Origin of the sequence: Devosia sp. 1566 (assembly GCF_004005995.1) — a bacterium.
Lineage (GTDB): Bacteria > Pseudomonadota > Alphaproteobacteria > Rhizobiales > Devosiaceae > Devosia.
In genome coordinates this window covers 2,886,097-2,912,133 of record NZ_CP034767.1, presented here as the reverse complement: position 1 = coordinate 2,912,133, position 26,037 = coordinate 2,886,097, and the positions used below count along the sequence as shown (strand labels likewise).

The window sequence follows — 26,037 nt, the reverse complement described above, 5'->3', positions numbered from 1 at the left end:
CGACGTTTCGGTAGCCGAGGGCGGCATTGCAACATTTACAGTCACCCGCACGGGGGACTTGTCATCCGAGTCGACGGTTGATTTTGCGACGGTAAACGGCACCGCCACAGGGGGCGCAGATTACACCCCAACCAGCGGGACGCTGACATTTGCTCCCGGCGAGTCCACAAGGACTATTTCAGTGCAGACGACTCCAGAGCCGGCAACGTCCGCTGCTGATGCGGCGGCGGCTGCTGAGGCTGCTGAGGCGAGTGATGCTGCGGCGGATCAGGCGGAGGCTGATGATGCTGCTGCGGTGACGGCTCGCACTGCCGCCAATGATGCCGATGCCGCTGCTGATGCTGCCGAGGCGGACGATGCTGCTGCGGTGACGGCTCGCGCTGCCGCCAATGATGCCGATGCTGCTGCTGATGCTGCCGAGGCGGACGATGCTGCTGCGGTGACGGCACGCAATGCCGCAACCGCAGCTGACACTGCTGCTGACCAGGCTGAGGCGGACGATGCTGCTGCGGTGACGGCACGCAATGCCGCAACCGCAGCTGACACTGCTGCTGACCAGGCTGAGGCGGACGATGCTGCTGCGGTGACGGCACGCAATGCCGCAACCGCAGCTGACACTGCTGCTGACCAGGCTGAGGCGGACGATGCTGCCGCGGTGACGGCACGCAATGCCGCAACCGCAGCCGACACTGCTGCTGACCAGGCTGAGGCGGACGATGCTGCCGCGGTGACGGCACGCAATGCCGCAACCGCAGCTGACACTGCTGCTGACCAGGCCGAGGCGGACGATGCTGCCGCGGTGACGGCACGCAATGCCGCAACCGCAGCTGATACTGCTGCTGACCAGGCCGAGGCGGACGATGCTGCCGCGGTGACGGCACGCAATGCCGCAACCGCAGCTGATACTGCTGCTGACCAGGCCGAGGCGGACGATGCTGCTGCGGTGACGGCACGCAATGCCGCAACCGCAGCTGATACTGCTGCTGATGCTGCCGAGGCGGACGATGCTGCTGCGGTGACGGCACGCAATGCCGCAACCGCAGCTGACACTGCTGCTGATGCTGCCGAGGCGGACGATGCTGCTGCGGTGACGGCACGCAATGCCGCAACCGCAGCTGACACTGCTGCTGATGCTGCCGAGGCGGACGATGCTGCTGCGGTGACGGCACGCAATGCCGCAACCGCAGCCGACACTGCTGCTGACCAGGCCGAGGCGGACGATCAGGCTGCAGAGGCAGCACTAGCGACTGCTGAAGAGAGTGAGGCTGCGGCAGACGCGGCTGCCGGCTCCCCTGAGGAAGCAGATCTTAGGGCGCAAGCTGAGGCAGACCGCGAGGCTGCTGATGCTGCTGTTGCGACGGCCAATGAGACCGATGCGGTAGCGCTGCGTACTGCCGCCAACACGGCAGAAGCCAATGCCGTTGCGGCAGAGGAAGAAGCGGACGAGACCGATGCGGTGGCGCTGCGCAACACCGCCAACACGGCAGAAGCCAATGCCCTTGCGGCAGAGGAAGAAGCGGACGAGACCGATGCGGTAGCGCTGCGCAACACCGCCAACACGGCAGAAGCCAATGCCGTTGCGGCAGAGGAAGAAGCGGACGAGACCGATGCGGTAGCGCTGCGCGCTACCGCCAACACGGCAGAAGCCAATGCCGTTGCGGCAGAGGAAGAAGCGGACGAGACCGATGCGGTAGCGCTGCGTACTGCCGCCAACACGGCAGAAGCCAATGCCGTTGCGGCAGAGGAAGAAGCGGACGAGACCGATGCGGTAGCGCTGCGCACTGCCGCCAACACGGCAGAAGCCAATGCCGTTGCGGCAGAGGAAGAAGCGGACGAGACCGATGCGGTAGCGCTGCGCACTGCCGCCAACACGGCAGAAGCCAATGCCGTTGCGGCAGAGGAAGAAGCGGACGAGACCGATGCGGTGGCGCTGCGCACTGCCGCCAACACGGCAGAAGCCAATGCCGTTGCGGCAGAGGAAGAAGCGGACGAGACCGATGCGGTAGCGCTGCGTACTGCCGCCAACACGGCAGAAGCCAATGCCGTTGCGGCAGAGGAAAAAGCGGACGAGACCGATGCGGTGGCGCTGCGCAACACCGCCAACACGGCAGAAGCCAATGCCGTTGCGGCAGAGGAAGAAGCGGACGAGACCGATGCGGTAGCGATGCGTACTGCCGCCAACACGGCAGAAGCCAATGCCGTTGCGGCAGAGGAAGAAGCGGACGAGACCGATGCGGTAGCGCTGCGCACTGCCGCCAACACGGCAGAAGCCAATGCCGTTGCGGCAGAGGAAGAGGCGGACGAGACCGATGCGGTGGCGCTGCGCACTGCCGCCAACACGGCAGAAGCCAATGCCGTTGCGGCAGAGGAAGAAGCGGATGAGACCGATGCCGATTTATTGCGTCAGCAGGCAAATATGGACGTCGCAACGGCCGCACTCCTCGCGGCTCGGGTAGACAACACGCCCGAAACCTTCACGGTCGAACTTAGCAATGCCACTGGTGATGCTACAATCACGGACAGCACCGGTACCGGCACCATTAGCAACCCAGAGACTGGCGGCGGCACCGCAGGTCCTGATGTCATCTTCGGCGACAACGGCGCCAACGTAGTTATAGCCGGAGCCGGCAACGACGAAGTTACTGCCGGTGAAGGCAACGACACCGTTGATGGCGGCACCGGCAACGACACCGTTTATGGCAATCAGGGCGCCGATGTCGTCTATGGCGGCCTCGGTTCTGACATCGTTTACGGTGGCCAGGACAATGACGTGATCTATGGCGGTCGCAACGGTGCCGACGGGCTCGACCGCGCGGACATCCTCTACGGCGGTGTCGGCGACGACGTCCTATACGGCAATGGCGGCGCGGATCGCTTGTTCGGTGGCGCTGGTGACGACACGGTCTTTGGTGGCCAGGGTGGCGACGTCATTTATGGCGGCACCGGCCAATTGAGCCCTGAAGACGGTAGCGACCTGCTTTATGGGGGCGTTGGCGCCGACACCATCTATGGTAACGGCAATGACGACTCCTTGTTCGGCAACCAGGACGACGACCTGATCTTTGGTGGCCAGGGCAATGACTTCATGCATGGCGGTCAGGGCAATGACACCCTGGTCGGCGGCGTGGGTAACGACACGATGAATGGTGGCCTTGGCTCCGATCTGTTTGTGTTCGCTCCCAATGGCGGCAATGACCGGATCGAAGGCTTCAGCTTCGACGAGGGCGACCGCCTGGATCTGGGCGGCCAGGATTTCAGCACCAGCGCTTCGGGCAGTGATCTGCTGATCACCCTGGGCGATGGCGGCACCATCACCCTGGTGGGCGTGGACAGCGACGGCCCCTTCCTCGCCTAAGTCAGATTGCACCAAAACGAAGGCCCCGCTTTGGCGGGGCCTTTTTTATTATGCATCACGCCCGAGGCAATCGCATCCCCGGTGGGCCGAGCGCCACCTCGGGCGCAGATCACCACTCCTCAATTGCGCTCAGACCAGACTAACGACGTCCTGGCGCTTATAGGACGGGCCCCACGGGATGGCGTCCAGCCGCTTGACCACATACGCTATCTCAGGGCTGATCTCGTGGCGCAGCAGCGAGAGGAGGGCCTGCTCCTCCTGGGGCGTCATCGCCCGATCCATTACATATTCCGCTTCGACAACCAGGGGCTCGGTTTGGACCAATCGGTGCTCCATGACCGGTGCAATCTTAAGCCAGTGCCTTGCGCCGAAGTTGACATAAACCCGCTCGCCGCTGGGGAGTTGGATCAGGAAGCGTTCACGCCCGAGAATATTGGTGAGGGTAGGCTGGCCGTGCCCGCAGGGGCAACGGGGCAGCAAGGCGGCAAGGTCCCCCAGTTCGTAGCGCAGGATCGGGCCGGCAAAGTTGTGTAGGCTGGTGACGTAAACTCGGCCGAGTTGCCCGGATGGCATGGGCTTGCCGTTCTCGTCGAGCACCTCCACCAGCACGTGGCTGCCCGCAACATGGTAGTGCTCATCGCTGCTGGGGCATTGAAAGGCAATCGGCCCCACTTCCTGGCTGGAGTAGCGATCAAGAGTCTTCGCCCCAAAGATCTGGCGCGCCCGGACGCGAAAATCAGGCGGCAGGCTTTCAGCATAGGTGAGCAGGGCTTCGAGCCGCGGCGGCGCTATCTTGCCGTCCTCGAAGACCTCCATGACGCCCACAAGGACAGTGGGATGGGAGATGATATAGGCCGGAGCCACCTCGCTGATCCAGCGTGCATGTTGCTCGATGGTGAATTGCTGCGCCCGGCGCTGCAACTCCACCCCCATCGCGAGGACCGGATTGGGACGGCCGGTCACATGCTCACCATCATGGTCGGCAAGATGCACGCTGAACCGAGCAATGGTGCGGCTGGAATCAACACCCTGGCGGATACGGTCCTGCCAGTATTGGGCCTGGTTCAGCCGGGCTACGAGACCGGTACTGTGGAAGGTCAGTGGAATGCCGCTGGAGCCGGATGTGGAGGCCGAGGACACCTGGCCGTGGCTCGGCGGCACCGGCAGCGCCCCACCGGCTGCTTGTAGGGAGGCGCGGAAATCGGCACGCCCCATCAGGGGCAGATCGATCAGGTTAATAGGTGAGCCGCTATCCAGCGCCGTTAGGCGCTCGCGCCACCAGGAAGAGTGCTTGCGAGCGTGGCCCAGGAGGTGAGCAATGCACTTGAACTGGTAGTCACGCATGGCTGCCCCGGACTGACGGTCGTGAAACGCGATCATGTGGCAGTCCACCAGCAGCCGAGCCAGTCCGTTATCAAGCTGATATGGCCAGCCACCTCCGGTTGCTGGCGCCACCACGGGGTTGGCGTGTGGGACATTAGCCATCGGAGATGCTCCTGATCAGGAAACGAGCGGGGTCAGGCGGGTGGCAAGTCTTGCGGGCCCAAGTTGAAGCCGCGCGGTGTAAAGCCGAGGTCGCGCGCCGCTTCGGTATGGGGAAATACCATGTCGGCATTCATGCGACGCGCCATCTCGAGGGACAGCCTTTCAAACCCGGCGCGACGGCGCATGATAGCAAAGGCGGCACGGTAGAGAAGGGGCGGGATGCTCACCACCTTGGGCTGGCGGCCCATGGCGGCGAAGATGCGCTCCACCATGGCGCGGTAGCTCAGGGTTTCTCCGCCCGAAAGCACGTAGCCGCGCTCGGTGAGCCTTGGCGCCATGAGAGCGGCGAGCGCCGCGTCGGCTACGTCGCGGGCATGCACCGGCTGGCGCAAGCCCGAGCCGGCGCCGTAAAGCGGGAAAAAGCCATGCTCGCCAATCCAGCGAGCAATCTGGGAGACATTCTTGTCCCGGCCATTGCCGTAAACCAGCGTCGGCCAGAGCACATGGGTGTCGATGCCTTCGCTTTCGCCCCAGGCATGCAAGCGCTCTTCGGCAACAGCGAGCGATTGAGCCACGTGGCGTTCTGTGGGGTCGCCCGAATTGACCTTGGTGAAACGCGTCGTGGAGGACAGCATGATCACGCGCTCGGCCTTGGCGGCGCTGAGCGCATCAAGGTGGTTGGTGAGGATGTAAGCCGGCGCAAAGCTCAGCCACAGGGGAATGGGCGGGCGTTCGGGCGGCGGATAGATCTCGTCCATGGTGCGCCAGCGCAGCGTTTTCTCGATGGTTTCGTGAGGCTGGCGCGAAAAGGCGATCACGGCGGCGCCCCAGGCATTAAGCTGGGGGATCAGCAACTGGGCGACCGGGCTCGTGGCGCCCAGAATGCCGACTCGCGCGCCGTTAAAGAAGATGCTGGGATCGGGCAGGGATGGGGTGCTCATGAGGTTGCCCGCGGTTTCTTGGAAAACTCCACCGCTTCGGCGATGGGGCCGTCGAATAGCACTTCGCCCCCCCCCATGACGAGGCCCCGATTGCAGTTGCTCTTGAGCACCTGGTTGTCGTGGCTGGCCATGACCAGAAGGTCGGCCTGGCTCATCAGTCCATGCATGCGTACTCGCGCCCGCCGCTGGAACGCCGCGTCGCCTACGCCGATCACTTCGTCGATCAGCAAGATATCGGCGGGGCGCGCCGTTGCCACCGCAAAGGCTAGGCGCAACTGCATGCCCGAGGAATAGGTGCGCACCGGACGGGCAAGTGCGTCGCCCAGATCGGCGAAGGCGACGATGTCGGGCGTGAAAGCCGCGATTTCGGCTCGCGACAATCCTGCGGCAACGCCGAGCAGCACCAGATTTTCAATGCCGGTGGCCTCGGTGTCCATGCCGGCCTGCACGTTGAAGAGGCTGGCCTTGCTGCCCCGCGAGTGGACGACCCCGGTTGTGGGCGGATAAACCCCCGCCAGGACTCGCAGCAGCGTGGATTTGCCCGAACCATTATGGCCGATCAGGCCAACCCGGTCGCCCGGATGGAATTGAAGGCTCAAATCGCGGATGGCGTGGACATGAGCCGGCCCCGCCGAGCGGCCGCTGCCAAGACGCAGAGCAGTTTGGCGCACCGACCGGCTTTGATAATCAAAGACAGGAAAGGTGATCGAGACCTTGTCGAGCGACAGGCTTGCCGGGGAAGTCGAAGAGAAGGTGTTCACAGCCAGTAAGCCAGCTTCTTGCTGGTCATTCGCATGGCCAGCAGGCCCAGTGCGGTGACAACAGCGGCGATCATCAGTACCACGAGCCAGGTCGCCGGATCAAAGGGGCGGCCCAGGAGGGGATCGCGGATAATGGCGATCAAATAAGCAAAGGGATTGAGATGGAGGATCAACTCGGAATTGTCGCCCAGCCGGTCGCCGGTCCATAATACCGGGGTGACGAAGAACAAGACGCTCACCAGCGATTGGACAATGGGGGGGACATCGCGATAGCGGGCGCTGACAATGCCAAAGATCATGCAGAGCCAGAACGAAACATAGGCAAGCAGGAACAGCCCCGGAATGACCCAGAGTGCCTCAGGTCCGAGGCCGATGCCGAACGCCAGCCAGACCGCCACGACCACAAGGGCGTTGTGCATGAGGATCAGCAGCTCGCGCGCGACCAGCCGATAAGCGTGCACGCTAAACGGAAACACCCGCTGCTGCATGATCGCGGAGGCATCGATGAAGGTGCGACAGCCGCCAATGATCACGGTGGAAATAAAGGTCCACACCACATAGGCCACCGCGACCCGCGGCATGTATTCGGCCATCGGGATGCCGAAGATGCCGCTATAAACGAGGCCTACTCCCAGCACGAACAAGCCCACGCTGATGGTGATCCAGAACTGGCCAATGCGCGAACGCCGATAGCGCGCCTTGACGTCGTTCCACGCAAAGGTCGTCCAGAATTCCCGCTGGCGCAGGCCTTGCCAAACATCTTGCAGCGGCGAAACCGCCATGAATGCTCCACTCACTCGTTATAGTGTTCTCGTGGCCCGGCGACGCAACGCCGGCCCCGTCAATGGCGAAGGTGCTGCACGGTGTCAACCGTCGAGGCTCAGCCATGGAGCCACATGTTCGCGTGGACACCCTGCCGCCACAATGGGGCGAAATAAGCCGAGACGCTGATGCTTTGGGGCAAAAATTGTGCTAAAGGCCATTATCCACAGGACTTGGGTTCATTTCTGTTCCCACTGTCCAACACTTTACTCCTTGAGTTGATTGCTTATGGCTGATCCCCATCGTAGTGCCCGCGCGCAGCGACTTAAGCCGCTCAAGGAGGCTTTGGCCACTTACCGGCCGGTGCTCACCGCCGCCGTGGTGTTCAGTCTTGCGATCAACATTTTGCTGTTTGTGACGCCCCTTTATATGATGCAGATCTATGATCGGGTGCTGTCGAGCCGCAGTGAGCCGACCCTAGTAATGATCTCGGTGATCGCCGTCATGGCCATGGTGATCTACGGGTTGCTAGAGTATGTGCGCTCCCGCATGCTGGTTCGGGTGGGCATGCAGTTTGATGAGGTGCTATCAGGCCCTTTGTTCGATGCCGCCATTTCCACCGAGATCAACTCCCCCCAAGGTCAATCGGTACAGGCCGTTCGCGACATGGACTCCGTGCGTGAGTTCCTAACGGGGGGAGGGCTCATCACGCTGTGCGATGCGCCATGGGCGCCCCTGTTTATTGCGCTGGGCTTTTTTCTTCACCCGCTGCTCGGCACCGTTGCGCTCGTGGGTGCGATCGTGATTTTCGGGTTGGCGCTCATCAACGAGATGATGACTCGCCAACATCTTCGCAACGCTGGAGACGCTGCCAACGCGGCCGCGCAATATGTGTCGGCGACGTTGCGCAATAAGGAAGTCATCCATGCTATGGGCATGCGCGGCGCCGTGCGTGATCGCTGGCTCAGCCAGCATCGCGGTGTGATCGGTTGGCAGGCTTCTGCGAGTGACCGGGCGGGTGGGCTTCACACCTTGACGAAATTTATGCGCATGGCGCTGCAGACGGCAATCCTGGGCGCCGGTGCGTGGCTCGCGATTCGACAGGAGATTTCTCCGGGCGCGATGATTGCAGCTTCCATGCTGATGGGGCGCGCGCTGCAACCAGTGGAGCAAGCCGTTGGTCAATGGAAGGGCTTTGTTGCCGCTCGTGACGCCTATGGCCGACTGAGCAATCTGTTCTTGGCAACTCCCACCAAGACCGAGGCCATGGCGCTACCCAGCCCAAAGGGTGCCGTTAGTGCCGAGTCGGCCTTTGTCGCGCCTCCAGGTGCACCCAAGGCGACCTTGCGCAATGTGAGTTTTGCCGTTGCGCCAGGGGAAGTGTTGGCAATCATCGGGCCGAGCGGTTCAGGCAAAACTACCCTGTTGCGCGCACTTGTAGGCGTCTGGCCAACAATCAGTGGTGCCATTCGCATAGACGGCTCGGCGTTGCCTCACTGGGATTCGGAGCAACTCGGCAAACATCTTGGTTATCTGCCGCAGGATGTTGAGCTCTTTGCCGGCAGCATTGCCGAGAACATAGCGCGGTTTTCCGAGGCCGATCCGGTTAAAGTCGTCCAGGCAGCCGAGTTGGCGGGTGTGCACCAACTGATCCAGTCCCTGCCGCAGGGCTATGATACGGTAATGGGTGCGGGCGGCGGCACCCTATCAGGAGGACAGCGCCAGCGCGTAGGTCTGGCCCGTGCCCTCTACAATATGCCCGCCGTTGTGGTGCTCGATGAGCCCAACTCTAATCTTGATTCCAGTGGGGAGGATGCACTTGCCGCGGCGATCCGTGCAATCAAGCAGGCAGGCTCGACGGTGATCGTTTCTACCCATAAGCGCAATCTGCTGGCCAATGCCGATAAGGTGCTGGTGTTGCAGGATGGTAGCGTGCAAGCGTTTGGCCCACGCGATCAGGTGCTGCAGAAGTTCACCGGGCCTCGAGCGGTTCCCTCGCCCGGGACGCAGCCGCAACCAATACCAGCCCCAAACCCAGCGGCAACGCCGCAGTCAGCCAGTGCATAAAATCCTTCGGAGAAACCAGCCATGAGCAATGCATTACTCAAAGCGCCGGGTATTCCGCAGGTGCGGGGAGGCCCCAGGTTCTTCGTGCGGGCCGGCTATGCCGTTATCTTGGTCGGGATGGTGTTTACCGGCACCTTTGCCGCCTATGCGAATATTTCGTCGGCGGTATTTGCCAGCGGAGTGGTGGCAGTAGAGTCTAGCCGTAAGGTTGTGCAGCATCTTGAAGGCGGCCTAGTCCATGAGATCCTGGTCAGGGATGCCGATGCGGTCAAGGCTGGCCAAGTCTTGATCCGCCTTAACCCGATCAAGGCTAAGGCGACCGCTGATCTTTACCGGGCGCAGCTATTTGCCATGCTGGGCGCCCAAGGGCGCCTCGAGGCCGAGCAAGTCGAGGCGCCCGTTGTGAGCTTTCCCCCGTTCCTTGCCGCCTCGGTCAACAATCCCCAAGCTGCTCGCATCATGGCGGATGAAGAAAAAGTGTTTGAGCAGGGGCGCCAATCCCTAAACAACCAGATCGCCATTCTCAACAATCGCATTGTTCAGCTCGACCAGCAGGTGATTGGTTGGCAACAGCAAATCAATGCGCTCAACCAGCAGATCGATTCGCTCACCGAGCAAACTGCGGGGCTATCCGGCCTCAATGAAAGCGGCCTATACGCCACCAATGATCTGCGCAACGCCGAGCGGCAGCTTTCAGCACTGAGCGGCAGCCTTGGCGAGGCGACGGCAAACCTTGCGACCGCCAAGGGTAACATTGAGGAATCGCGCTTGCAGATCGACCAGCTCAAGCAGGATTATCGACGCGGCGCGGCCGATGCGCTTGCGACCTTGCGCCCGCAGGTCACCGATTTGCGCGAGCGACTTACTGTAGCCGATGATGCGTTGGCTCGGCTGGAGATCAAGGCGCCCCAGGACGGCGTCGTCCAGAATCTAGCAGTTCACACCATTGGCGGCGTGATCGGGGCGGGTGACGCAGTGATGGAAATCGTACCGATCGGGGATGATTTGATTGTCAATGCTCAGGTTCCCACCACAGCAGTGGACTCTATTCACGCCGACATGGTTGCGGAGGTAAAGTTCCCGGCATTCCACTCACGTTCCATTCCGATCCTACTAGGCACCGTAGCATCAGTTTCGGCGGACGCGATCACGGACCAGCAGACTGGAAATATGTACTACCTGGCCAAGGTGCACGTAGACCCTGACTCCATCCCAACGGAGTTCCGCGGCAAACTGCAGCCTGGCATGCCCGCCGAGGTGGTGATGACCACGGGAGAGCGCACGGTGATGGACTATTTCACTCGTCCGCTTAGCGAGGCCATGTTCCGCGGCATGCGAGAGGAGTAATCCAGCCTATCAGTTGACGGGGTTTGCTGTCGGCCTCGTGCGTCCGATCTACGCTTAGTGCACCCGAAAGCCATCAGGGAACTTGACCAAGCCTTCCAGAAACCGCCGGTCGTGGTGCTCGACCTCGAGGAACCCTGCGTTACCCGGCGCGGGTTTGTAGACAGAAAAGCTGCGCATGATGCCCAGACTCGCGGCGCTTTCCAGTGGGCCAACGAATTCCGTTGATCGGTCGAGAAAATAGGGCTGGTCAGCCCACTGCTGCATCTGCCCGGCATTGAGGAAGAAGCAGCCGGAATGGGGATTTTGGGCCAGCTGGAAGTGAATGGGTTCACCCATGACCCGGGCCTGCAAGGTTGGGCGTCCTGTGCTTTGGAGCAGCGTCGGATCGACCAGCCCGGTCTTGAGCGGGCCGTCGACATAAAGCTTGCGGACCGGCCCTGAGCCGCTCACCTCGAAGCGGTTGGGCTGCAGCACGCAATCCTGGCCCGCCGCATCGCTGAACCAGGCCAGCTTCCGAAAGAATAAGGCATCGCTGATTACAATATCATCTTCAAGAAAGCAGTAGTAATCGTAACGTCCAAGCCGGTCCCGCAGAACCCTGTGGCACTCGTATCCGAGCAGGCGAGGATGGCTGGTGCAAATCTCGTGCAGGTAAAGGTCCGGCGCTAGAGAGGCAAGAATATGATCCTGTACGGTGGTACAGACTACGATATCAAGGGCGGCTGCCTGTCCCGCATTGGCGCGCTCTCCCTTATGCCCGAGCGTAGTCTGCAGGGGCCCAAAAGTTTGATGCAGGCTGAGGAGGGTAGCGGCGAGCGCTTGCCTTCTGGGCTCCGGGTCGGCTCGCTCTGATCCGTATAGCCCTTCACGGGCTTTGTAATAGTGGGGGATGGCGAACAACAGGCGCATGAGCTTTTTCCAGCCAGTTCGCTATCCCACAGGTTTCCACGGCGCCGTCCGGGCGGCTACCGCCCGGCGCTTCGATACTCAAACTACACTGTTCCTGCCATGACGCGCCCGATCTTGGCCATCCCGCCGGCTAGCAGGTCATCGCGTGTCGCTCCAGACACAATGATGGGTGTGTCCTCGGGCACCAGTCCCTGAAACCCGGACAAGCTGGATCGCACCAATGGCAGCATTTGTTTGCTGCTGAATATGCAGGTGCTCCCGGCATATGGGCGGATATGATAGCTTCTGGCGGCCCTGATGGTGGCGCGGACGGTTGCCGGCCAGCCAGACCAGTTCTGCGCCAAAAACTCATTGTCCCGCATATGCCGGTGCACAGTTGAGATCTGGTTGGCCTCATAGGCTTCTGCCAACTGCATGGCTCGCGGCGTGTCGGGCAGGCGCGCAAGATCGAGAATGAAGAGGCGCTGTGGCGCCAAGCCAATGGCGGTGAACTGATGAGCCATTTCCAAGGCGATAAGGCCGCCCGCGCAATAACCGGCGATGCAGAACGGGCGGTCGGCGACGACATTCCGTGCGGCGTTTACATAATGCTGAGCGATTTCCTCGATCGTCAGCAGGGGCTCTTCGGCGCCGTCGATGCCAACGGGCTGAAAGGTGTAGACTGGCTGGTCATGCGGAAGCGCGCGGCCGAGAATGGACGCAAAGCCTGGGTCGCACAGCAGTCCGTGCACGGCTAGTACGACGGGTCGATCCCCTGCTGTTCTAACGGGAACGAGCCGGCGGGCCTTTCCCGTTGCTGATCCGGATCTGGCAAGCGGCGGGCCAGAGCTCACAACCGGCGGTGTAGCTGTGCTGGCGTTGGTCATTGGCAGAACTCCATGGTGCTGACACAGCTAGGCCGCTATCCCTGACCGCTGGAATGCAAGAGAGTGGATAGCATGGCAGGGGTAGTTTCCGGTCGCAAGAGATCGAGGGGAATGCTCATGCAGAGACTGTCTTCCAGTCGCATGATCAGTTGTAGCGACTTAAGCGAATCGGCGCCGCCGTCAGCCCAACTTCGGTCGGCCCTAAATTCAACCTCTGGCAGGGTTTCGCGCCAGGCTTGCGCAACGATAACAAGGTAATCGTCGAGTGTTAGCGCTGTGTTCATGGGACCCCTTGGGGGCTAGTCCGCTGGCGCAGCTGCATCAGGTCTGGTTTGCCGTTCGACAGCCTTGGGATGCTGGGGACAATTGCGAACTCGGTTGGCACCGCTTGTGGTGATGCATAAGTGCTCACATATGCGCGCAGATCGGCATTGCTGACGGTCGCGCCTAGCATTGGCACCACAAACGCCGCCAGGGTAGTGTGGTCATCCTCGCGGTCCTTGGCAACCACAACAGCGTCGGCTACCCCAGGGGCGGCCCGTATCGCAGTTTCGACCTCGCCCAGTTCAACTCGCAAACCGCGGATCTTGACCATGCGGTCGCGCCGTCCAACAAACTCGATCAGCCCGTCGGCGCGCTCACGCACAAGGTCGCCGCTGCTGTAGAGGCGCCATCCGGTATCCGGGTCGGTGGGAAAACGGCCGGCATCGACTTTGTTGTTGCGCCAATCGCCCAATGCGACGAAAGCATCGGAGATGATCATCTCCCCCGTTTCTCCAGAAGCGACGGAGTTGCCGGCCTCGTTCACGATGGCGATTCGGCGTCCCGGCGCCACAAAGCCAATTGGTGCGCGGAGGCCGGTGATCATCTCCTCGCGCACGAACCAGCGGGTGAGTCCGCCCGCTTCGGTCGATCCGAGTGAGAAGTTGATCTGGCAGCCGGGCGGCAGCACCGAGCGGAACAGAGCCACGTCGTCCCGGCTCATCGGTTCCCCGATCAGCGAAAGGACGCGCAGATGGGCAAAGGCCTGCTTGGCGCCTGGCAGCTGCATCATGGAGCGCACAACACTAGGCACGAAGCGGAACAGGGTGATCCGCTTCTCCTTCATGATGCGAAAGGCTTCCTGCAGGCCTCCCGTTCTGAGGTCCACCAGGTGAAGGCGGGCGCCGGCGAGGAGTGCGACAACGACGTCAAGGCTGCCAATGCCGCTGGCCGCCGCCAGAGCGAGCACCACATCGTCGCGGTCGGGCTCGATGGCGTTCACCGAACCGACAAGCACCCCGCCAAACAAGGAGCGGGAAATGCCCAATCCTTTTGGCAGGCCGGTGCTGCCTGAGGTGAACTGGACCGCAGCCAGATCGGAAACATCGGAGGGGACAGGGGCAAGCATCCCGGCACCTGGCGGGAAGGCGCGAACGGTGATTTGGGGCAGCCCCAGCTCTGCCAATGTTTCGTCGAGAAGGCTGTTTTCGGGCAGCAGCACAGCGGCAACCGGCACCTGGGCGAGCACCGCGCGCAATTTAAGCGCATCAGTGCCGGCATCCTGGCGCACCAGTACCCGTCCAGACAACAGCACGCCCAGCGTGATGATGGGCAGGTATATAGTGTTGCTGCACAGATTAAACACAAAGGCATTCGGTGGCACGCTGGCCCTGATATCGGCGGCCAGCGCCAGAACCGCTGTCCAGAGCTGGCCAAAGCTGAGCTGCTGGGCGCCATCATCGGCAAAGATGTCGTTGGGCCGCGCCTGCGCAATTGCTGCCGCCGCTGCGAAAAGGTCCTGGTCGGTCCAATCTAGATCAAAGGGCTGGAAACCTGGACGGTGGAGCGCATCAGGAGCGCGAGCCGGGCCGCTAAGCCAGGTGAGCAATGGTGTTGCCTGTCGCTCCATCATACTCGCGCCGCTCCTCATCGCCCCAAGACCAAACAACTGCTATCCAAAGCTTGAGGTAAGTACAAGCTCCCGGAAGCCAAACTGTGCAGAGCATTCAGAAGGCAATTGCGGCGCATAACAATCCGGGCCCATCTTGCGAGAACTTCCGCGGCCGCATAGCCGAAGTAAACCTTGAACCGCCGCGGGACGCTTTGCCCAGCAGGGTTCCGTTGCGTTAACGCAGCTTAAGACCAGCCAGGCCAAACGGAGTGAGTCGTTGCTGCAAAGCCACAAAATCTCTGCGCAAGCTCCATTGTTATTTATGTGTATGCGGAAGGCGATTGTTTCGCCGAGTCAAAAATGCATTATGTCGCGAATGGCTGGGTCTGCGCTGCGCAGGTTGCAATCCAGCATGCGCGACCCCCTAAGGAGGCAAAATGGCTACTTACGTATTTAACGGATCGGAAGATCTGTCGATTGAAGAGTTCAGCATCACGGACGATACCGTGGTTGTTGATGGGTTCACCGGCGAGGACGTTGCATCGTTCACTCAGGATGAGTCGGGCGTCACGCTGACCTTGCGGAGCGGTGCCGAGCTGTTCCTTGGCGGTGTTGCGCTGACCGACCTGACCCCACCTAACCTCGTTGAATCGCCCACCGGCGAAGGCGTGGAGTTCTTCTTTGGTGATGGTGAGGGTGATACCGAGACTGCCAACATCGCCGTCGGCAAGGCTGGCGATGACAACCTGACTGCCGCTGGTGATTTTGCAATCATCTACGGCAATGAAGGTGACGATACTATCAATGGTGACGGTTTGGACGATCTGCAGCTGTTCGGCGGCCAGGGTAGCGATACCATTTCTGGCTTCAGCACTGGTTCGGTTGTTTACGGCGGCGTGGACGGTGATGAAATCACTGCCGCAGCAGACGCAGACGGCGTGACCATCTATGGCGGCAGCGGTGTTGCGGGTGCTGCAGACGGTGACGACGACATCACCGGCAGCGAGGGCGATGACCTGATCTACGGCAATGCTGGCGATGATTCCATCGACGGCAATGGCGGTGTGGACACCATCTATGGCGGCGCTGGCGACGATACCATCATCGGCTTTGCTGCCGGTTCGGTGGTGTATGGCGGGCTTAACGCCGCTGACGGCGAAGGCGAAGTCATCACTGCAGCCACTGGCGTGGCTGGCGAAGGCGTCACCATTTATGGTGGCAATGGCGATGTTGCTGCTACCGATGGCGCAGACACCATCACCGGTAGCCTGGGTGACGACCTGATCTACGGCAATGGCGGCGATGACGTCATCGACGGGTATGGCGGCGCGGACGTTATCTATGGCGGCGCTGGCGATGACTCCATCACCGGCTTCGGTGCAGGCTCGGTTGTTTATGGCGGGCTCAATGCCGCTGACGGCGAAGGCGAAGTCATCACTGCAGCGGCTGGCGCTGCTGGCGAAGGCGTAACCATCTATGGCGGCAATGGCGATGTTGCTGCTACCGATGGCGTAGACTTCATCACCGGCAGCCTGGGCGATGACCTGATCTACGGCAATGGCGGCGATGACGTCATCTTGGGCTTTGGCGGCGCGGACACCGTGTATGGTGGTGCTGGCGATGACTCGATCACGCTTGCTGCGACTGCTGCGGAAGACGAGGCTCTCGTGTTCGGCGGCCTTGGCTCCGACACGATCTCGGCTATTGCGGCTGTTGCTGGCAGTTCCGTCACCATCTATGGCGGCAATGGTGAAGCCGACTCCGCGGACGATGCTGACAGCATCACCGGCGGCGCCAGCGATGACGTAATCTATGGCAATGCTGGCGATGACATCATTGTCAGCGGCACCGGTGAGGACATCGTCTATGGTGGCCAGGGTAGTGACAGCATCACCGTCGCCGGCGACGAGAGCGTTGTTTACGGCGGCCGCGGTGGGGATACGATCATCAGCAACAGTGTTGCAGACGATGCGGTCACCATCTATGGCGGCAGCTCCGACGCTTCGGCTGACGACGAAGCTGACTCGATCACCGGCGGCGCCGGCGATGAGCTGATCTACGGCAATGGCGGCGACGACACCATCTATGGTGGTGCCGGTGACGACGTAGTCTATGGTGGTCAGGGCAACGACACTATCGTCGGCGACGATGGCGACGACGCGCTCTACGGCAATCTGGGCGATGACGTGATCTATGGTGGTGCAGGCGACGACATCATTGTTGGTGGCCAAGGCGCCGACGAGCTGACGGGCGGTGCCGGAGACGACACGTTTGTTTATCGTTCGGTATCAGCCTCGAGCGTGGGTGATGACTCGGTTGACTTGATCACCGACTTCGGCACGGGCGACGACACCATTGACTTCCTCAATGATGTCACCGGCGTGGTCACCATCGCTGGCGGCGAGGCCGATACTTTTGCGGAAGTGGAAGCCTTTGCCTCGACGGTTGAAGGTTTCGCCTCGGTGATCACGGTCACCGGTGCAGCGAGCGGCACCTACGTCGCTTTCGAAGGCAACCTGATCGACATCAACGACTTTGATGGCGACATCACCATCGTGGGTGGCAATCTGGTCGGCACTTCTGACATCCCCGTCTAATCAAAGTCTGATCTCAGATGGTCGAAGGGGGGGCACTAGCCCCCCCTTTGCTTTTGTGGCACACAGCCGCCATGCAAAACGTCCTCTTCATCACCCTGGACTCCTGTCGGTTCGACACCTTTGCCGCTGCTCAGGCGCCCAACCTGACCCGCGTTGCGCCGCTACATTGCGCCCAGGCGCCCAGTTACTTCACTTATGGCTCCCATTCGGCCATGTTCGTCGGCTTCACGCCTGGCATTGCCGGCAGCGCGCAATCCTTCCTCGATCCAAAATACGGCAAGCTGTTCAAGCTCACGGCCGGCGGGCACGCCGGCAAGGGCACCGAGGGCTATACCCTGCAGGGCCGCAACATCATCGAGGGCTTCCGCAATGCCGGCTTTACGACAATCGGGGCCGGGGCCATGGGCTGGTTCGATCCAAATACCCCAACCGGCAAGCATTTGAGCGAGAGCTTCGACCACTTCTTTATTCCGGGGCCCTACCATCTCCGCCAGCAGTTGAACTGGATCGAGCAGCGCCTCGCCGAGGCCAGCGGACCCACCTTCACCTTTCTCAATGTGGGGGAAACCCATGTGCCCTATTGGCATGAAGGCGCCCCATGGTCGGCGGAGGACAATCCCTGTGTGCCGTACCAGACGGTGGACCGATCAGCCGATTGTCGCTCCCGTCAGCGGGCGTGCCTGGAATGGGTAGATGCGCAGCTCGGCCCGCTGCTTGAGCGCCACAGGGAGGGGACGATCCTGGTGTGCGGCGACCATGGCGATTGCTGGGGCGAGGACGGGCTATGGGAGCACGGCATCGCCCACCCGATGACCACGACCGTTCCGCTGCTGATACGCTTCAAGGGCGAGCCGGTTGCCCGTCACACTCCCGCGCGAGCGGCAGCCGGCATGTGGTCCCGCCTGCGGCGAACGCTTGCCCGCTAGCGGACCATTTCGCTCGCCGTTGCGACGATCTCGCTGAGCACCGAGCCGGGCCGCGCGGCGATTTGTTCGGCTACCTCTGTCACCTTAGCGTGCAGGCGGGTGGAGCCACATACATGCCGCACGGCGGCCGTTGCATCTTCTGGCTTGAATGGAGCCGCAAGTCGCGCTGCGACGCCCTGGGTGCCAAGTCGCTTTGCATTGAGCGTTTGCTCCAGGTGACGGGGCACCAGCAGCTGGGCTCTTCCCGTCGCCAGCGCCAGTTCGGCCGTGCCGATGCCGCCGTGATGCATGATGGCGCTGGCCTGGTGCAGTTCCTCAAGCAGAGGTGGCGCCTCATCGTGGATGAACATACCGCGGGCGCGCCAGGCATCACGCTGGGCTGGCCGCGCGCTGCGCACGAAAGCCCGTATCGGCATCCCCGCCAAGCTGGCCCCATCGAGGGCCTTCTCGGTGTCCTGGTAATCGGCGGCCAGATAAACGAAGAGGCTCTGTCCCTTCGGCGGGGGCAGGGGGAACGCGGTTTCCAGTGAGCCGGAGGCTGGCTTGTTCCGGTAATCGGCATAAACATCGAGTTCAGGATAAGTGCAGACAATGCTTCGATCGGCGTTCATCAGGGCGCCGAGCGACGGTAGATGGCGCGGCCGACCCCGCCGAACCAGTACCGCTTCGCCATTGGCGCGTAGGTTTGCATCATCTGCACGAGGCGCCTTGGTGTCGCGAATGACTGGCAGAACTTCGCCTTCGCGCGGGGGGACCACAAATCCGTCGCCTACCACCAAGGTGGGGATGCGGCCCAAGGTTGCCAGGGGCAGGATCGGGCAGAAATCCGCAATCACCAAAGCTGGGCGCAGCAGATCAAGCAGTCCGTCCCAGGCAAATACGGTTTGCTCAAGCGCTTCAGCATCGTCCCAGGCACAACTGGCCATCAGGTCGGCATAGCTCTGGGCGTTCCACGTCTTGGGGTCGCCTTGAAATCCACGGTGACGCGGCGCCTGCAGGATCGGTATTCCAGCGTCGCGGTAATCCCGTTGCGCCGCGCTGATATCGCGCGCGGCCACGACGGGGTCAAAACCGTTGTCACGCAGCGCCACAGCCATGCGCAGCAAGCGCTTGGCGTGGCCGAGCCCGGCACCATTTTCCCAAGCTAACAATATGCGCTTACCAGCCAAAAGACCCTCCTAGGCAAATCCGAGTATGCCCGCTAAGCAGGGCCTGCACTTAAAGGCTATGTTGTGATGCTCAAGAACAAGACGCTGCTGTTCATTCACCAGAATTTTCCCGGCCAGTTCAAGCATCTGGTCCGTACTCTGGTGCGCGAAAACAGCGTCTACTTCATCAGTAAACCCAATGCCAACCGTATCCCAGGCGTCAAGCTCCTCACCTATAAGCCCCATCGCCAAGTCAAGCCTGACACCCATGCCTATTTGCGCCCGGTGGAGGACAATGTCCTGCATGGTCAAGCCGTTGCGCGCATTCTCCTCCAGCTCAAGCAGCAGGGGATAACTCCTGACCTCATCATCGGCCATTCCGGCTGGGGGGAAACGCTCTTTGCCAAGGACATCTTTCCCGATGTGCCGCTGCTGAGCTATTTTGAATTTTACTTCCACACCTTCGGCTCGGACGTCAATTTCGACCCCGCTTATCCCGGCGACCCGGAGATCGCCTTCAAGCTGCGTCTGCGCAATCAGGTGACCCTGTCCTGCCTCGAATCAACCGATCAGGGATTGGCGCCGACCTGGTGGCAGCAGAGCCAGGTTCCAAAGGTGTTCCAAGGCAAGATGAATGTCGTTCATGAAGGCGTAGACACCGTTCATCTTTGTGGCGACAACACGGCAACGGTTGCGGTGTCGCCGGATTTGACCCTTTCGGCCGCAAGTAAAGTGGTCACCTATGTGGCGCGAAACCTCGAGCCGTATAGAGGATTTCATATCTTCATGCAGGCGCTGCCGGGAATCCTCGAGCAAAATCCCGATGCCCATGTAGTTGTTGTTGGCGCGGAAGGCGTAAGCTATGGAGCGAAGCCCGCAGATGGCAAGTCCTACAAGGATCAGGAACTTGCCAAATTCAAGGGAGACTTGTCGCGCGTCCATATCATGGGCCGGGTGGAATATGACGTCTTCAAGAAGATCCTGCAGATCTCCAGTGCGCATATCTACCTGACCTACCCCTTCGTTCTGTCCTGGTCGATGCTCGAAGCCATGTCTTGCCAATGTCTCGTCATCGGCTCCGCCACCCCGCCGGTAGAAGAAGTGATCCAGCATGGTGTCAACGGCATGTTGGTCGACTTCTTCGACCACAACGCGCTAGTAAAATCCGTGACCGATGCTCTCACCCACCCCGATCAATACACCGAAATCCGCCGCGCCGCCCGCCAGACCATTGTGGATCATTACGACCTCCACCGCGTCTGCCTGCCACGCCAAAAAGCGTTACTGTCCTCTATGACCCACTAGCGCGGCGGTCCAAACCGGTAATTCAACCCATCCCAAAACGCCCCCCACCACTGCCGCAAACCCGAGTAATCCCCGCCACGAACTACAACGAAAACAATGGGATAGCCGACCAAATCTACCAAAAGGCTGCGGATTCGCCGGTGCCTTCTCGCTAGGTATCCCCGATTGCGGAAAAAGTAGTAGCGCTTGAATTCGCCTTCCGGAACAAGGGCTTGCATGCCCTTGGTGACTTTGTGGACCTCTCCCCACCCCGGAGGATGGCTCATCGCCGCACCGGTAACAGTCCCAAACCGAATCCCCGCCCGTCGCATGCGGAGCAGAAAGTCCACTTCGTCGCCGCGGATAAATAATTTCATATCCGGCAGGCCGACGGTGAAGAACACGTCCTTGTGGATCAGCAGGCCATTAAAGAGTTGGGCGAAGCTGGGGATGAACGGCGTTTGTTCGATTTCCTTGCGATCGTAAGTTGGCCCGCCCGCCTGGGGGTAAGGGAAGGCCAGCCGGCTCGAATCGACAGGCGCCACGATGATCGGCGATACGGCCTGAAGCTCTCGCTCCGACATCGCTGCGAGGAGGGTCGCCAGGCAGTCTGGACCCTCGGGGCACGCATCGTCGTCCATGATCCAGATATGTTCTGCCCCCGTCGCGATCGCCAGCAACATAGCCAAAGAAAAGCCACCGGCTCCCCCCAGATTGCTGAGGGACGGCACGTATCGGACTTGGCCATGGCGACTGCAGATCTCTTCGGCTTGAGGGGTCGCGGCGGTGTCTACAACGATGATGTCCTGCAGGGGCACTGACTGTCTCGAGAGGGCTTGCAGGGCGCGGACAAGGTCCTCGGGGCGGTTATTGGTCAGCAGGGCCGCAGCAACGGAATGAGGCTTTGTTGACCCGTTTTCATTATCATGCGACACGGCGCACACTCCTTCCTTTTCAGCCATTCAGCCCTTTCCGCGCGGTCTGTCATCGGTTAGGGAGCGCCGGCAAGGTTGGTTACATGACCGACCAGGAAAGGGAAAGCAGATGGTGAGCATGCAGGCCGTTCAGGAACGGCTAGACCCGATTGCCCGCGAGTTCGGCGTAACCCTAACGTGGGGAATGGTGGCGGATCAGATCGGACTGCGTGGCGAGCCTAGCGCCCGCGTAATGGCTGCCGTTGTGGCGCAGTTCGAATCTGCTTTGCGCACATTGCTGATCTACACCGGGGGCGCGCCGCAGAGCGTCGTTTTTGCGCTCGCTACTGATGGGCAGCCTCGGCATGCTGCCAATATGTTGGTCGAAGGCGTTGCGCGCCAGATCGGCAACAATCAGATTGCCACACTGGAAATTGCCCCGCTTCCCTCGAGTTCGCAAATGCTCGGAATCGACCCGATTTTGCTGTGGATCGATGATCCAAGCGTGGCGGAGCCGGAAAATCTCGCCCTTTACACGGGCGTCAAGGCACTGGCGTTCGAACGTTATCCTTGGCTGATGGATGAGGCCCGCCAGCGGATGGCTGATCGCAAGCACGCGGCCAAGATGGCCGAGCTTCCGGGTTTGCGCGGGTCAGTAGCACCAGTGTCGTTCAACGCGGGGTCGCCGGCATCCGCCGAGGGTGAGGGCCGAACGATACTATTTTCACTGTATTGGCTGGACTTCGGCGGTGCCGAGGCGTTCGCACTCAAGATGATGCAGGCAGCAAAGGCTGCAGGCTACACGGTGGTCGTTACCTGCGATGAAGCCGGGCGTCACCGAGTGATCGAGCAGGCCGCACAGTTTGCTGATGCCGTCTACCTGCTGGGTACTTGCCAGTTCGGAGGCAGCAAGGAACAGGCGATGTTACGGATCATCCGCAAGCATCAGCCAAACGTAATTCACATTCATCATTCCTGGGTGTTGTACCGCTTACTGCCCGCTTTGCGCGCCCTGCGCCTGGTAGAGGCGGTGATCGACAGCACTCATATTCTTGAATACCGTTTTGGCGATTTCGTCTCAGAATCGATCCGTTATTCACCCTATATCGACCAGCACCATGTCATCAGCGCCGATCTACAGCACGCCATGACCCAGAGGGCCGCTATTCCCGCGGACCAGGTACGGCTAGGCAAATTGCACGACATGTCGCGCAATTTTGCCCCGGCCCCGGGCAAGTGGGACAGTATGACGCCGCTGCATGTTTCGTTCGTGGGGCGCTTCACGCAGCAAAAACGGCCCTATCTCTTCGTGCAGATGGTGCAGCAGCTGATCAAGCGCTTCGGCCGGCAGCAGTTCGTGTTCGAGGCGGTCGGAGAGGGACTTCTTGGTCCATCAGTGCGGGCGCTGGCGCAAAAGCTTGGCGTTGCCGATGCCATCTCCTTTCTGCCGGCCGGAACGCCGGTCGCGGATGTGCTCGGGCGTGCGCATGTTTTGGTGATCTGCTCGGACAACGAAGGGCTGACGCTGGTCGGCTTCGAGGCCGCTCGCGCACAGGCAGTCATTATCTCGACCGATGTTGGCGCGCAGCGCGAGATCGTTGCGCCAGAGATGCTGGTGCCGCGGCATCCGATTTCCTGTGTATCACAGACCGTCAAGTTGATCGGCGAGATCGTTCAGGGCCGGCGAGATGCCGCCCGTATCCTGGCTCAGCAGGACGAACTGCTCAAAGCCAATCTCGATCAGCCCACAGGGACCGAGGTTTGCCTCGCCTTTTACAACAGCGTCACCTCACCGAAAGCCCTTGATGTATCCGCTTCATAAGCTCGCTTTTCCCCACAACACCGACAAGGCGGAAGCACTTTACCTGCGGCCGATTGGTGATCGGGTTCCCGACTTGCAAGGGGAAGCGATTGCGCTGGAGCCGGGACAAGGTGTGCGAGGCGACACCTATTTTGGGTTATTTCCTCTGGCACAATGGCGCAGAGTAGCTGCCTTGCGCAGCTATGGCATCGTCGTGATGGGCGAGGGGGCAGCTACGCTGCTGCTGCGGGCACTCGATCCCGCAGCAGCAGAAGATCCGGTGCTGCTGGAGCTCAACATCGAGCTCGGATCCGGGATGATCGACGTGTCCGGGGTGCTTGCCCAAGCCGAGGCGGAAGGCGTTTACCTGGAAATCGTTGCCCGTTCCGATGTTTCGCTCCGCAGGGCGGCTTTCGTGACGAAGGACGCCCCACGGCGTCGCGTCGAGCTAGGCCTTTCCATTACCACGTTCGGGCGCGCAGCCATGGTGGCGCAAACCATCGACAAGCTTACGCACTTCATCGAGCGTGATCCCGAGCCGGAATTGGGTGCGTTCTCGCTGCTTGTGGTCGACAACGGCCGTGAGCTTGATGCAGCATCCTATCCTGGCGCCACGGTGCTGCCGAATGCCAATCTAGGTGGAGCAGGCGGGTTCGCACGCGGGCTCTCCCATTACGTCGATACATCGGCGACCACCCATGTTTGCTTCATGGATGATGACGCGGCGACTGAGGACGAGTGTCTGCTGCGTACTCGACGCCTTCTCGCCTATGCCCAGAACGAGCGGACCGCGGTGAGTTCAGCTATGCTGCGCGCGGAAACCAGCTTCATGATGCATGAACAAGGTGCCTTGTTCGAATGGGGCGAGAATCACCGGATCATCTCCCGCAAAAACGGGCTTGATCTGCTCAAGCGCGAACACCTAGCCGAGGCACTGCGGCAAGAACCCTTCAGCTATGGCGGCTGGTGGTTCTTCGCGTTTCCCATCCGGGGTGAACTGGTCTTTCCGTACCCCATGTTCGTGCGTGGCGATGATTGGCTGTTCTCCTACCTCAACAATTTCAGCCTCGAGACCATGCTCGGGGTCGCTTCCTGGCAAGAGGGGTTCGAAGGCAAGATCAGCCCGGGAGAACAATATCTCGCAACCAAGGCGTTCCTTGTTGCCGAACTGATCTTGCGCGATCCACCCAATCCGCTCGCGACGGCGCGGTTCTTTGGCCGTTGGGCTCTGCGCAACATCTTCGGCTATTGCTACGATCGGGCTGAACTCAACTGCGAAGCCATCAGCGATGTGCTCAAGGGCCCCGAGTTCTGGGCCGAGAACGCAGCATTGGGCAAGCGGCTTGGGGAGTTGAGGGGAATGGTCAAGGCCGAAATCCTGCAACCGCTGCCAGATGCGGGCGAGCACGTGCTGGCGCGCGCATCACGCCCGGAACGGCGGACCAAGACGGCTCTCCGGCTATTGACGTTGAACGGGCATCTGCTGCCGCGAGGTCTGGTCGGGACTAGCGTCACCGAGGAAGTCAGCCTTCCTCGCGTCGACGCGCCGCAGCCTCGTTTTGCCTTCGGGCGCAAGCAGGTGCGCTATGTGGACGAGCATCAGGGCAAGGTGTTCCTAGCCGTCAAGGACACTGCGCGGGCTTTGGAGCTCATGGTCCGCCTGACCATTCTGCTCACGCGACTGGTGTTCTCCTATGACCGGTTGCGCAAGGAGTACCGAGCGGCGATCGGCCGCTTCGGCACCAAGGCTTGGTGGGATCAGACGTTCCAGCGGGCCGCCTGACCTCGCAAGGCCTAGGCCCGGCTAAGCCGGGGCTGCACTTCGGTGTCGAAGGCCTTGAGCGCCGCGCCGATCGCCTGGTGCATGTCGAGATAACGATACGTCCCGAGGCGACCGCCAAAGATCACGTTCTCTTCGCCTTCAGCGAGGCTACGATAAGCCTGGTAGACCTTTTTATCCTCGGGCGTATCGATGGGATAATAGGGCTCGTCCTCGTGCCGCGCGAAGCGGGAATATTCGCGCACGATATAGCTCTTTTCGGTTTGGTAATTCCGCTCGGGATTGAAGTGGCGGAACTCGAGGATGCGGGTAAAGGGGATATCCTCGTCGGCATAGTTCATCACTGCCGTGCCCTGGTAGTCACCGACACCCACGATCTCGGGTTCGAAATCGATGGTGCGCCAGCTCAACTCGCCCGCCCGGTAATCGAAGTAACGATCGATCGGTCCGGTGAACACAACGAGCTTGTCCTTGGGGATGGTGTCCTTGATGGCGAAATAATCGACCCCGGTCTGGATCTCGATCAGGGGATTGTCGAGCATGCGCTCGAAGATGGCGGTGTAGCCGTCAACCGGCAGGCCTTCATACTTGTCGCTGAAATAACGGTTGTTGAAATTATAGCGGACCGGCAATCGGCTGATGATGCTTTCGGGGAGCAAGGTGGGATCGGTCTGCCATTGCTTGGCGGTGTAGCCGCGGATGAACGCCTCATAAAGCGGCCGGCCAATCAGCGAGATCGCCTTTTCCTCGAGATTGCGCGGGGCAGCGTCGCCGAGCTCGGCCGATTGTTCGCGCACCAGCGCCCGCGCTTCGTCGGGCGACATCTGCTTGCCGAAATACTGGCAGATGGTCGCGAGATTGATGGGCATAGGGTAGACCTGCCCCTTGAAGGAGGTGAACACCCGGTGCTGGTAGCCAGTGAAGGCAGTAAAGCCGTTCAGATAATCCCATACGAGCTTGTTGGGCGTATGGAACAGATGGGCGCCATAGCGGTGCACCTCGATCCCGGTTTCGGGGTTGATCTCGGAATAAGCGTTGCCCCCGATATGGTCGCGCCGGTCGATCACCAGCACCCGTTTGCCCAGAACATTGGCGACGCGCTCAGCGATGGTCGCGCCGTAAAAACCCGCGCCGACCACAAGGATATCATAGAAGTGAGGAGCCATTTATAACCGACTGTTGGATTGGGGAGGCGCCACGGGCCGAGCTAAGTTGGCGGTG

General features: G+C 61.0%; 18 protein-coding genes. 8 read left to right on the top strand and 10 right to left on the bottom strand.

What is annotated here, in order from left to right:
- Nucleotides 1-181: 181 nt before the first annotated feature.
- A complete protein-coding gene (locus tag ELX51_RS14005) occupies nt 182-3,355 on the top strand; it encodes a calcium-binding protein (protein ID WP_248305125.1) in 3,174 nt (1,057 codons plus the stop codon).
- Nucleotides 3,356-3,484: 129 nt separating this feature from the next.
- Here ELX51_RS14005 and ELX51_RS14000 read toward each other — a convergent pair whose 3' ends face one another.
- Genes ELX51_RS14000 through ELX51_RS13985 form a run of 4 tightly spaced genes read right to left on the bottom strand, consistent with a single transcriptional unit; the run spans nt 3,485 to nt 7,324 of the window.
- Entirely contained in the window at nt 3,485-4,840 is a 1,356-nt protein-coding gene (locus tag ELX51_RS14000; protein WP_127754105.1) for a phenylacetate--CoA ligase family protein, read from the bottom strand.
- Nucleotides 4,841-4,872: 32 nt separating this feature from the next.
- Nucleotides 4,873-5,781: an NAD-dependent epimerase/dehydratase family protein gene (locus ELX51_RS13995; RefSeq protein WP_127754104.1), complete on the bottom strand. Its 909-nt coding sequence runs from the start codon at nt 5,779-5,781 to the stop codon at nt 4,873-4,875.
- A complete protein-coding gene (locus tag ELX51_RS13990; RefSeq protein WP_206524632.1) occupies nt 5,778-6,542 on the bottom strand; it encodes an ABC transporter ATP-binding protein in 765 nt (254 codons plus the stop codon). Before ELX51_RS13990 ends, ELX51_RS13995 begins: the two co-directional genes overlap by 4 nt.
- Entirely contained in the window at nt 6,539-7,324 is a 786-nt protein-coding gene (locus tag ELX51_RS13985) for an ABC transporter permease (protein ID WP_127754103.1), read from the bottom strand. Before ELX51_RS13985 ends, ELX51_RS13990 begins: the two co-directional genes overlap by 4 nt.
- Before the next feature lie 268 nt (nt 7,325-7,592).
- On the opposite strand from ELX51_RS13985, the gene ELX51_RS13980 reads away from it, so the two are divergent.
- Both ELX51_RS13980 and ELX51_RS13975 read left to right on the top strand, forming a co-directional pair.
- Nucleotides 7,593-9,371, top strand: coding sequence for a type I secretion system permease/ATPase (locus ELX51_RS13980; protein ID WP_127754102.1), 1,779 nt, complete (start codon nt 7,593-7,595; stop codon nt 9,369-9,371).
- A gap of 21 nt (nt 9,372-9,392) precedes the next feature.
- Nucleotides 9,393-10,718, top strand: coding sequence for an HlyD family type I secretion periplasmic adaptor subunit (locus tag ELX51_RS13975; RefSeq protein WP_127754101.1), 1,326 nt, complete (start codon nt 9,393-9,395; stop codon nt 10,716-10,718).
- A gap of 54 nt (nt 10,719-10,772) precedes the next feature.
- On the opposite strand, the gene ELX51_RS13970 is transcribed toward ELX51_RS13975, so the two are convergent.
- The 3 genes from ELX51_RS13970 to ELX51_RS13955 form a co-directional block, all read right to left on the bottom strand.
- Nucleotides 10,773-11,627 carry a calcium-binding protein gene (locus ELX51_RS13970; protein WP_127754100.1) on the bottom strand — a complete coding sequence of 285 codons (855 nt, stop codon included), beginning with the start codon at nt 11,625-11,627 and terminating at the stop codon, nt 10,773-10,775.
- Between the two features lie 83 nt (nt 11,628-11,710).
- Entirely contained in the window at nt 11,711-12,358 is a 648-nt protein-coding gene (locus tag ELX51_RS13965; RefSeq protein WP_164854878.1) for an alpha/beta fold hydrolase, read from the bottom strand.
- A gap of 415 nt (nt 12,359-12,773) precedes the next feature.
- Entirely contained in the window at nt 12,774-14,387 is a 1,614-nt protein-coding gene (locus tag ELX51_RS13955; protein ID WP_164854877.1) for an AMP-binding protein, read from the bottom strand.
- Between the two features lie 416 nt (nt 14,388-14,803).
- On the opposite strand from ELX51_RS13955, the gene ELX51_RS13950 reads away from it, so the two are divergent.
- Both ELX51_RS13950 and ELX51_RS13945 read left to right on the top strand, forming a co-directional pair.
- The gene (locus tag ELX51_RS13950; protein ID WP_127754096.1) at nt 14,804-16,963 is read left to right on the top strand and encodes a calcium-binding protein; all 2,160 of its coding nucleotides are present in this window, start codon (nt 14,804-14,806) and stop codon (nt 16,961-16,963) included.
- A gap of 71 nt (nt 16,964-17,034) precedes the next feature.
- Nucleotides 17,035-17,889 carry a sulfatase-like hydrolase/transferase gene (locus ELX51_RS13945; RefSeq protein ID WP_127754095.1) on the top strand — a complete coding sequence of 285 codons (855 nt, stop codon included), beginning with the start codon at nt 17,035-17,037 and terminating at the stop codon, nt 17,887-17,889.
- On the opposite strand, the gene ELX51_RS13940 is transcribed toward ELX51_RS13945, so the two are convergent.
- Nucleotides 17,886-19,058 carry a nucleotide disphospho-sugar-binding domain-containing protein gene (locus ELX51_RS13940; protein ID WP_127754094.1) on the bottom strand — a complete coding sequence of 391 codons (1,173 nt, stop codon included), beginning with the start codon at nt 19,056-19,058 and terminating at the stop codon, nt 17,886-17,888. The genes ELX51_RS13945 and ELX51_RS13940 overlap by 4 nt on opposite strands.
- A gap of 66 nt (nt 19,059-19,124) precedes the next feature.
- Between ELX51_RS13940 and ELX51_RS13935 the strand changes: the two genes are divergently transcribed.
- Nucleotides 19,125-20,342: a glycosyltransferase family 4 protein gene (locus ELX51_RS13935; RefSeq protein ID WP_127754093.1), complete on the top strand. Its 1,218-nt coding sequence runs from the start codon at nt 19,125-19,127 to the stop codon at nt 20,340-20,342.
- Here ELX51_RS13935 and ELX51_RS13930 read toward each other — a convergent pair.
- The gene (locus ELX51_RS13930; RefSeq protein WP_127754092.1) at nt 20,339-21,283 is read right to left on the bottom strand and encodes a glycosyltransferase; all 945 of its coding nucleotides are present in this window, start codon (nt 21,281-21,283) and stop codon (nt 20,339-20,341) included. The two genes, ELX51_RS13935 and ELX51_RS13930, sit on opposite strands and share 4 nt — an antisense overlap.
- A gap of 91 nt (nt 21,284-21,374) precedes the next feature.
- Between ELX51_RS13930 and ELX51_RS13925 the strand changes: the two genes are divergently transcribed.
- On the top strand, nt 21,375-23,057 hold the full coding sequence (locus ELX51_RS13925; protein ID WP_206524631.1) for a glycosyltransferase: 1,683 nt from the start codon (nt 21,375-21,377) through the stop codon (nt 23,055-23,057).
- Nucleotides 23,041-24,819, top strand: a complete 1,779-nt coding sequence (locus tag ELX51_RS13920) for a glycosyltransferase (RefSeq protein ID WP_164854876.1) — start codon at nt 23,041-23,043, stop codon at nt 24,817-24,819. The genes ELX51_RS13925 and ELX51_RS13920 overlap by 17 nt, the downstream gene beginning before the upstream one ends.
- A gap of 11 nt (nt 24,820-24,830) precedes the next feature.
- On the opposite strand, the gene glf is transcribed toward ELX51_RS13920, so the two are convergent.
- Nucleotides 24,831-25,982, bottom strand: a complete 1,152-nt coding sequence (gene glf, locus ELX51_RS13915) for a UDP-galactopyranose mutase (protein ID WP_127754089.1) — start codon at nt 25,980-25,982, stop codon at nt 24,831-24,833.
- Nucleotides 25,983-26,037: the final 55 nt, after the last annotated feature.

Bases quoted from the DNA above. Each gene is read 5' to 3' on its own strand.
- ELX51_RS13970 (WP_127754100.1), bottom strand. From the start codon at position 11,627: ATGCGCCTGTTGTTCGCCATCCCCCACTATTACAAAGCCCGTGAAGGG.
- ELX51_RS13935 (WP_127754093.1), top strand. From the start codon at position 19,125: ATGCTCAAGAACAAGACGCTGCTGTTCATTCACCAGAATTTTCCCGGC.
- ELX51_RS13950 (WP_127754096.1), top strand. From the start codon at position 14,804: ATGGCTACTTACGTATTTAACGGATCGGAAGATCTGTCGATTGAAGAG.
- ELX51_RS13925 (WP_206524631.1), top strand. From the start codon at position 21,375: ATGCAGGCCGTTCAGGAACGGCTAGACCCGATTGCCCGCGAGTTCGGC.
- ELX51_RS13985 (WP_127754103.1), bottom strand. From the start codon at position 7,324: ATGGCGGTTTCGCCGCTGCAAGATGTTTGGCAAGGCCTGCGCCAGCGG.
- ELX51_RS13930 (WP_127754092.1), bottom strand. From the start codon at position 21,283: ATGGCTGAAAAGGAAGGAGTGTGCGCCGTGTCGCATGATAATGAAAAC.
- ELX51_RS14000 (WP_127754105.1), bottom strand. From the start codon at position 4,840: ATGGCTAATGTCCCACACGCCAACCCCGTGGTGGCGCCAGCAACCGGA.
- ELX51_RS13975 (WP_127754101.1), top strand. From the start codon at position 9,393: ATGAGCAATGCATTACTCAAAGCGCCGGGTATTCCGCAGGTGCGGGGA.
- glf (WP_127754089.1), bottom strand. From the start codon at position 25,982: ATGGCTCCTCACTTCTATGATATCCTTGTGGTCGGCGCGGGTTTTTAC.
- ELX51_RS13920 (WP_164854876.1), top strand. From the start codon at position 23,041: ATGTATCCGCTTCATAAGCTCGCTTTTCCCCACAACACCGACAAGGCG.
- ELX51_RS13980 (WP_127754102.1), top strand. From the start codon at position 7,593: ATGGCTGATCCCCATCGTAGTGCCCGCGCGCAGCGACTTAAGCCGCTC.
- ELX51_RS13955 (WP_164854877.1), bottom strand. From the start codon at position 14,387: ATGATGGAGCGACAGGCAACACCATTGCTCACCTGGCTTAGCGGCCCG.
- ELX51_RS13945 (WP_127754095.1), top strand. From the start codon at position 17,035: ATGCAAAACGTCCTCTTCATCACCCTGGACTCCTGTCGGTTCGACACC.
- ELX51_RS13995 (WP_127754104.1), bottom strand. From the start codon at position 5,781: ATGAGCACCCCATCCCTGCCCGATCCCAGCATCTTCTTTAACGGCGCG.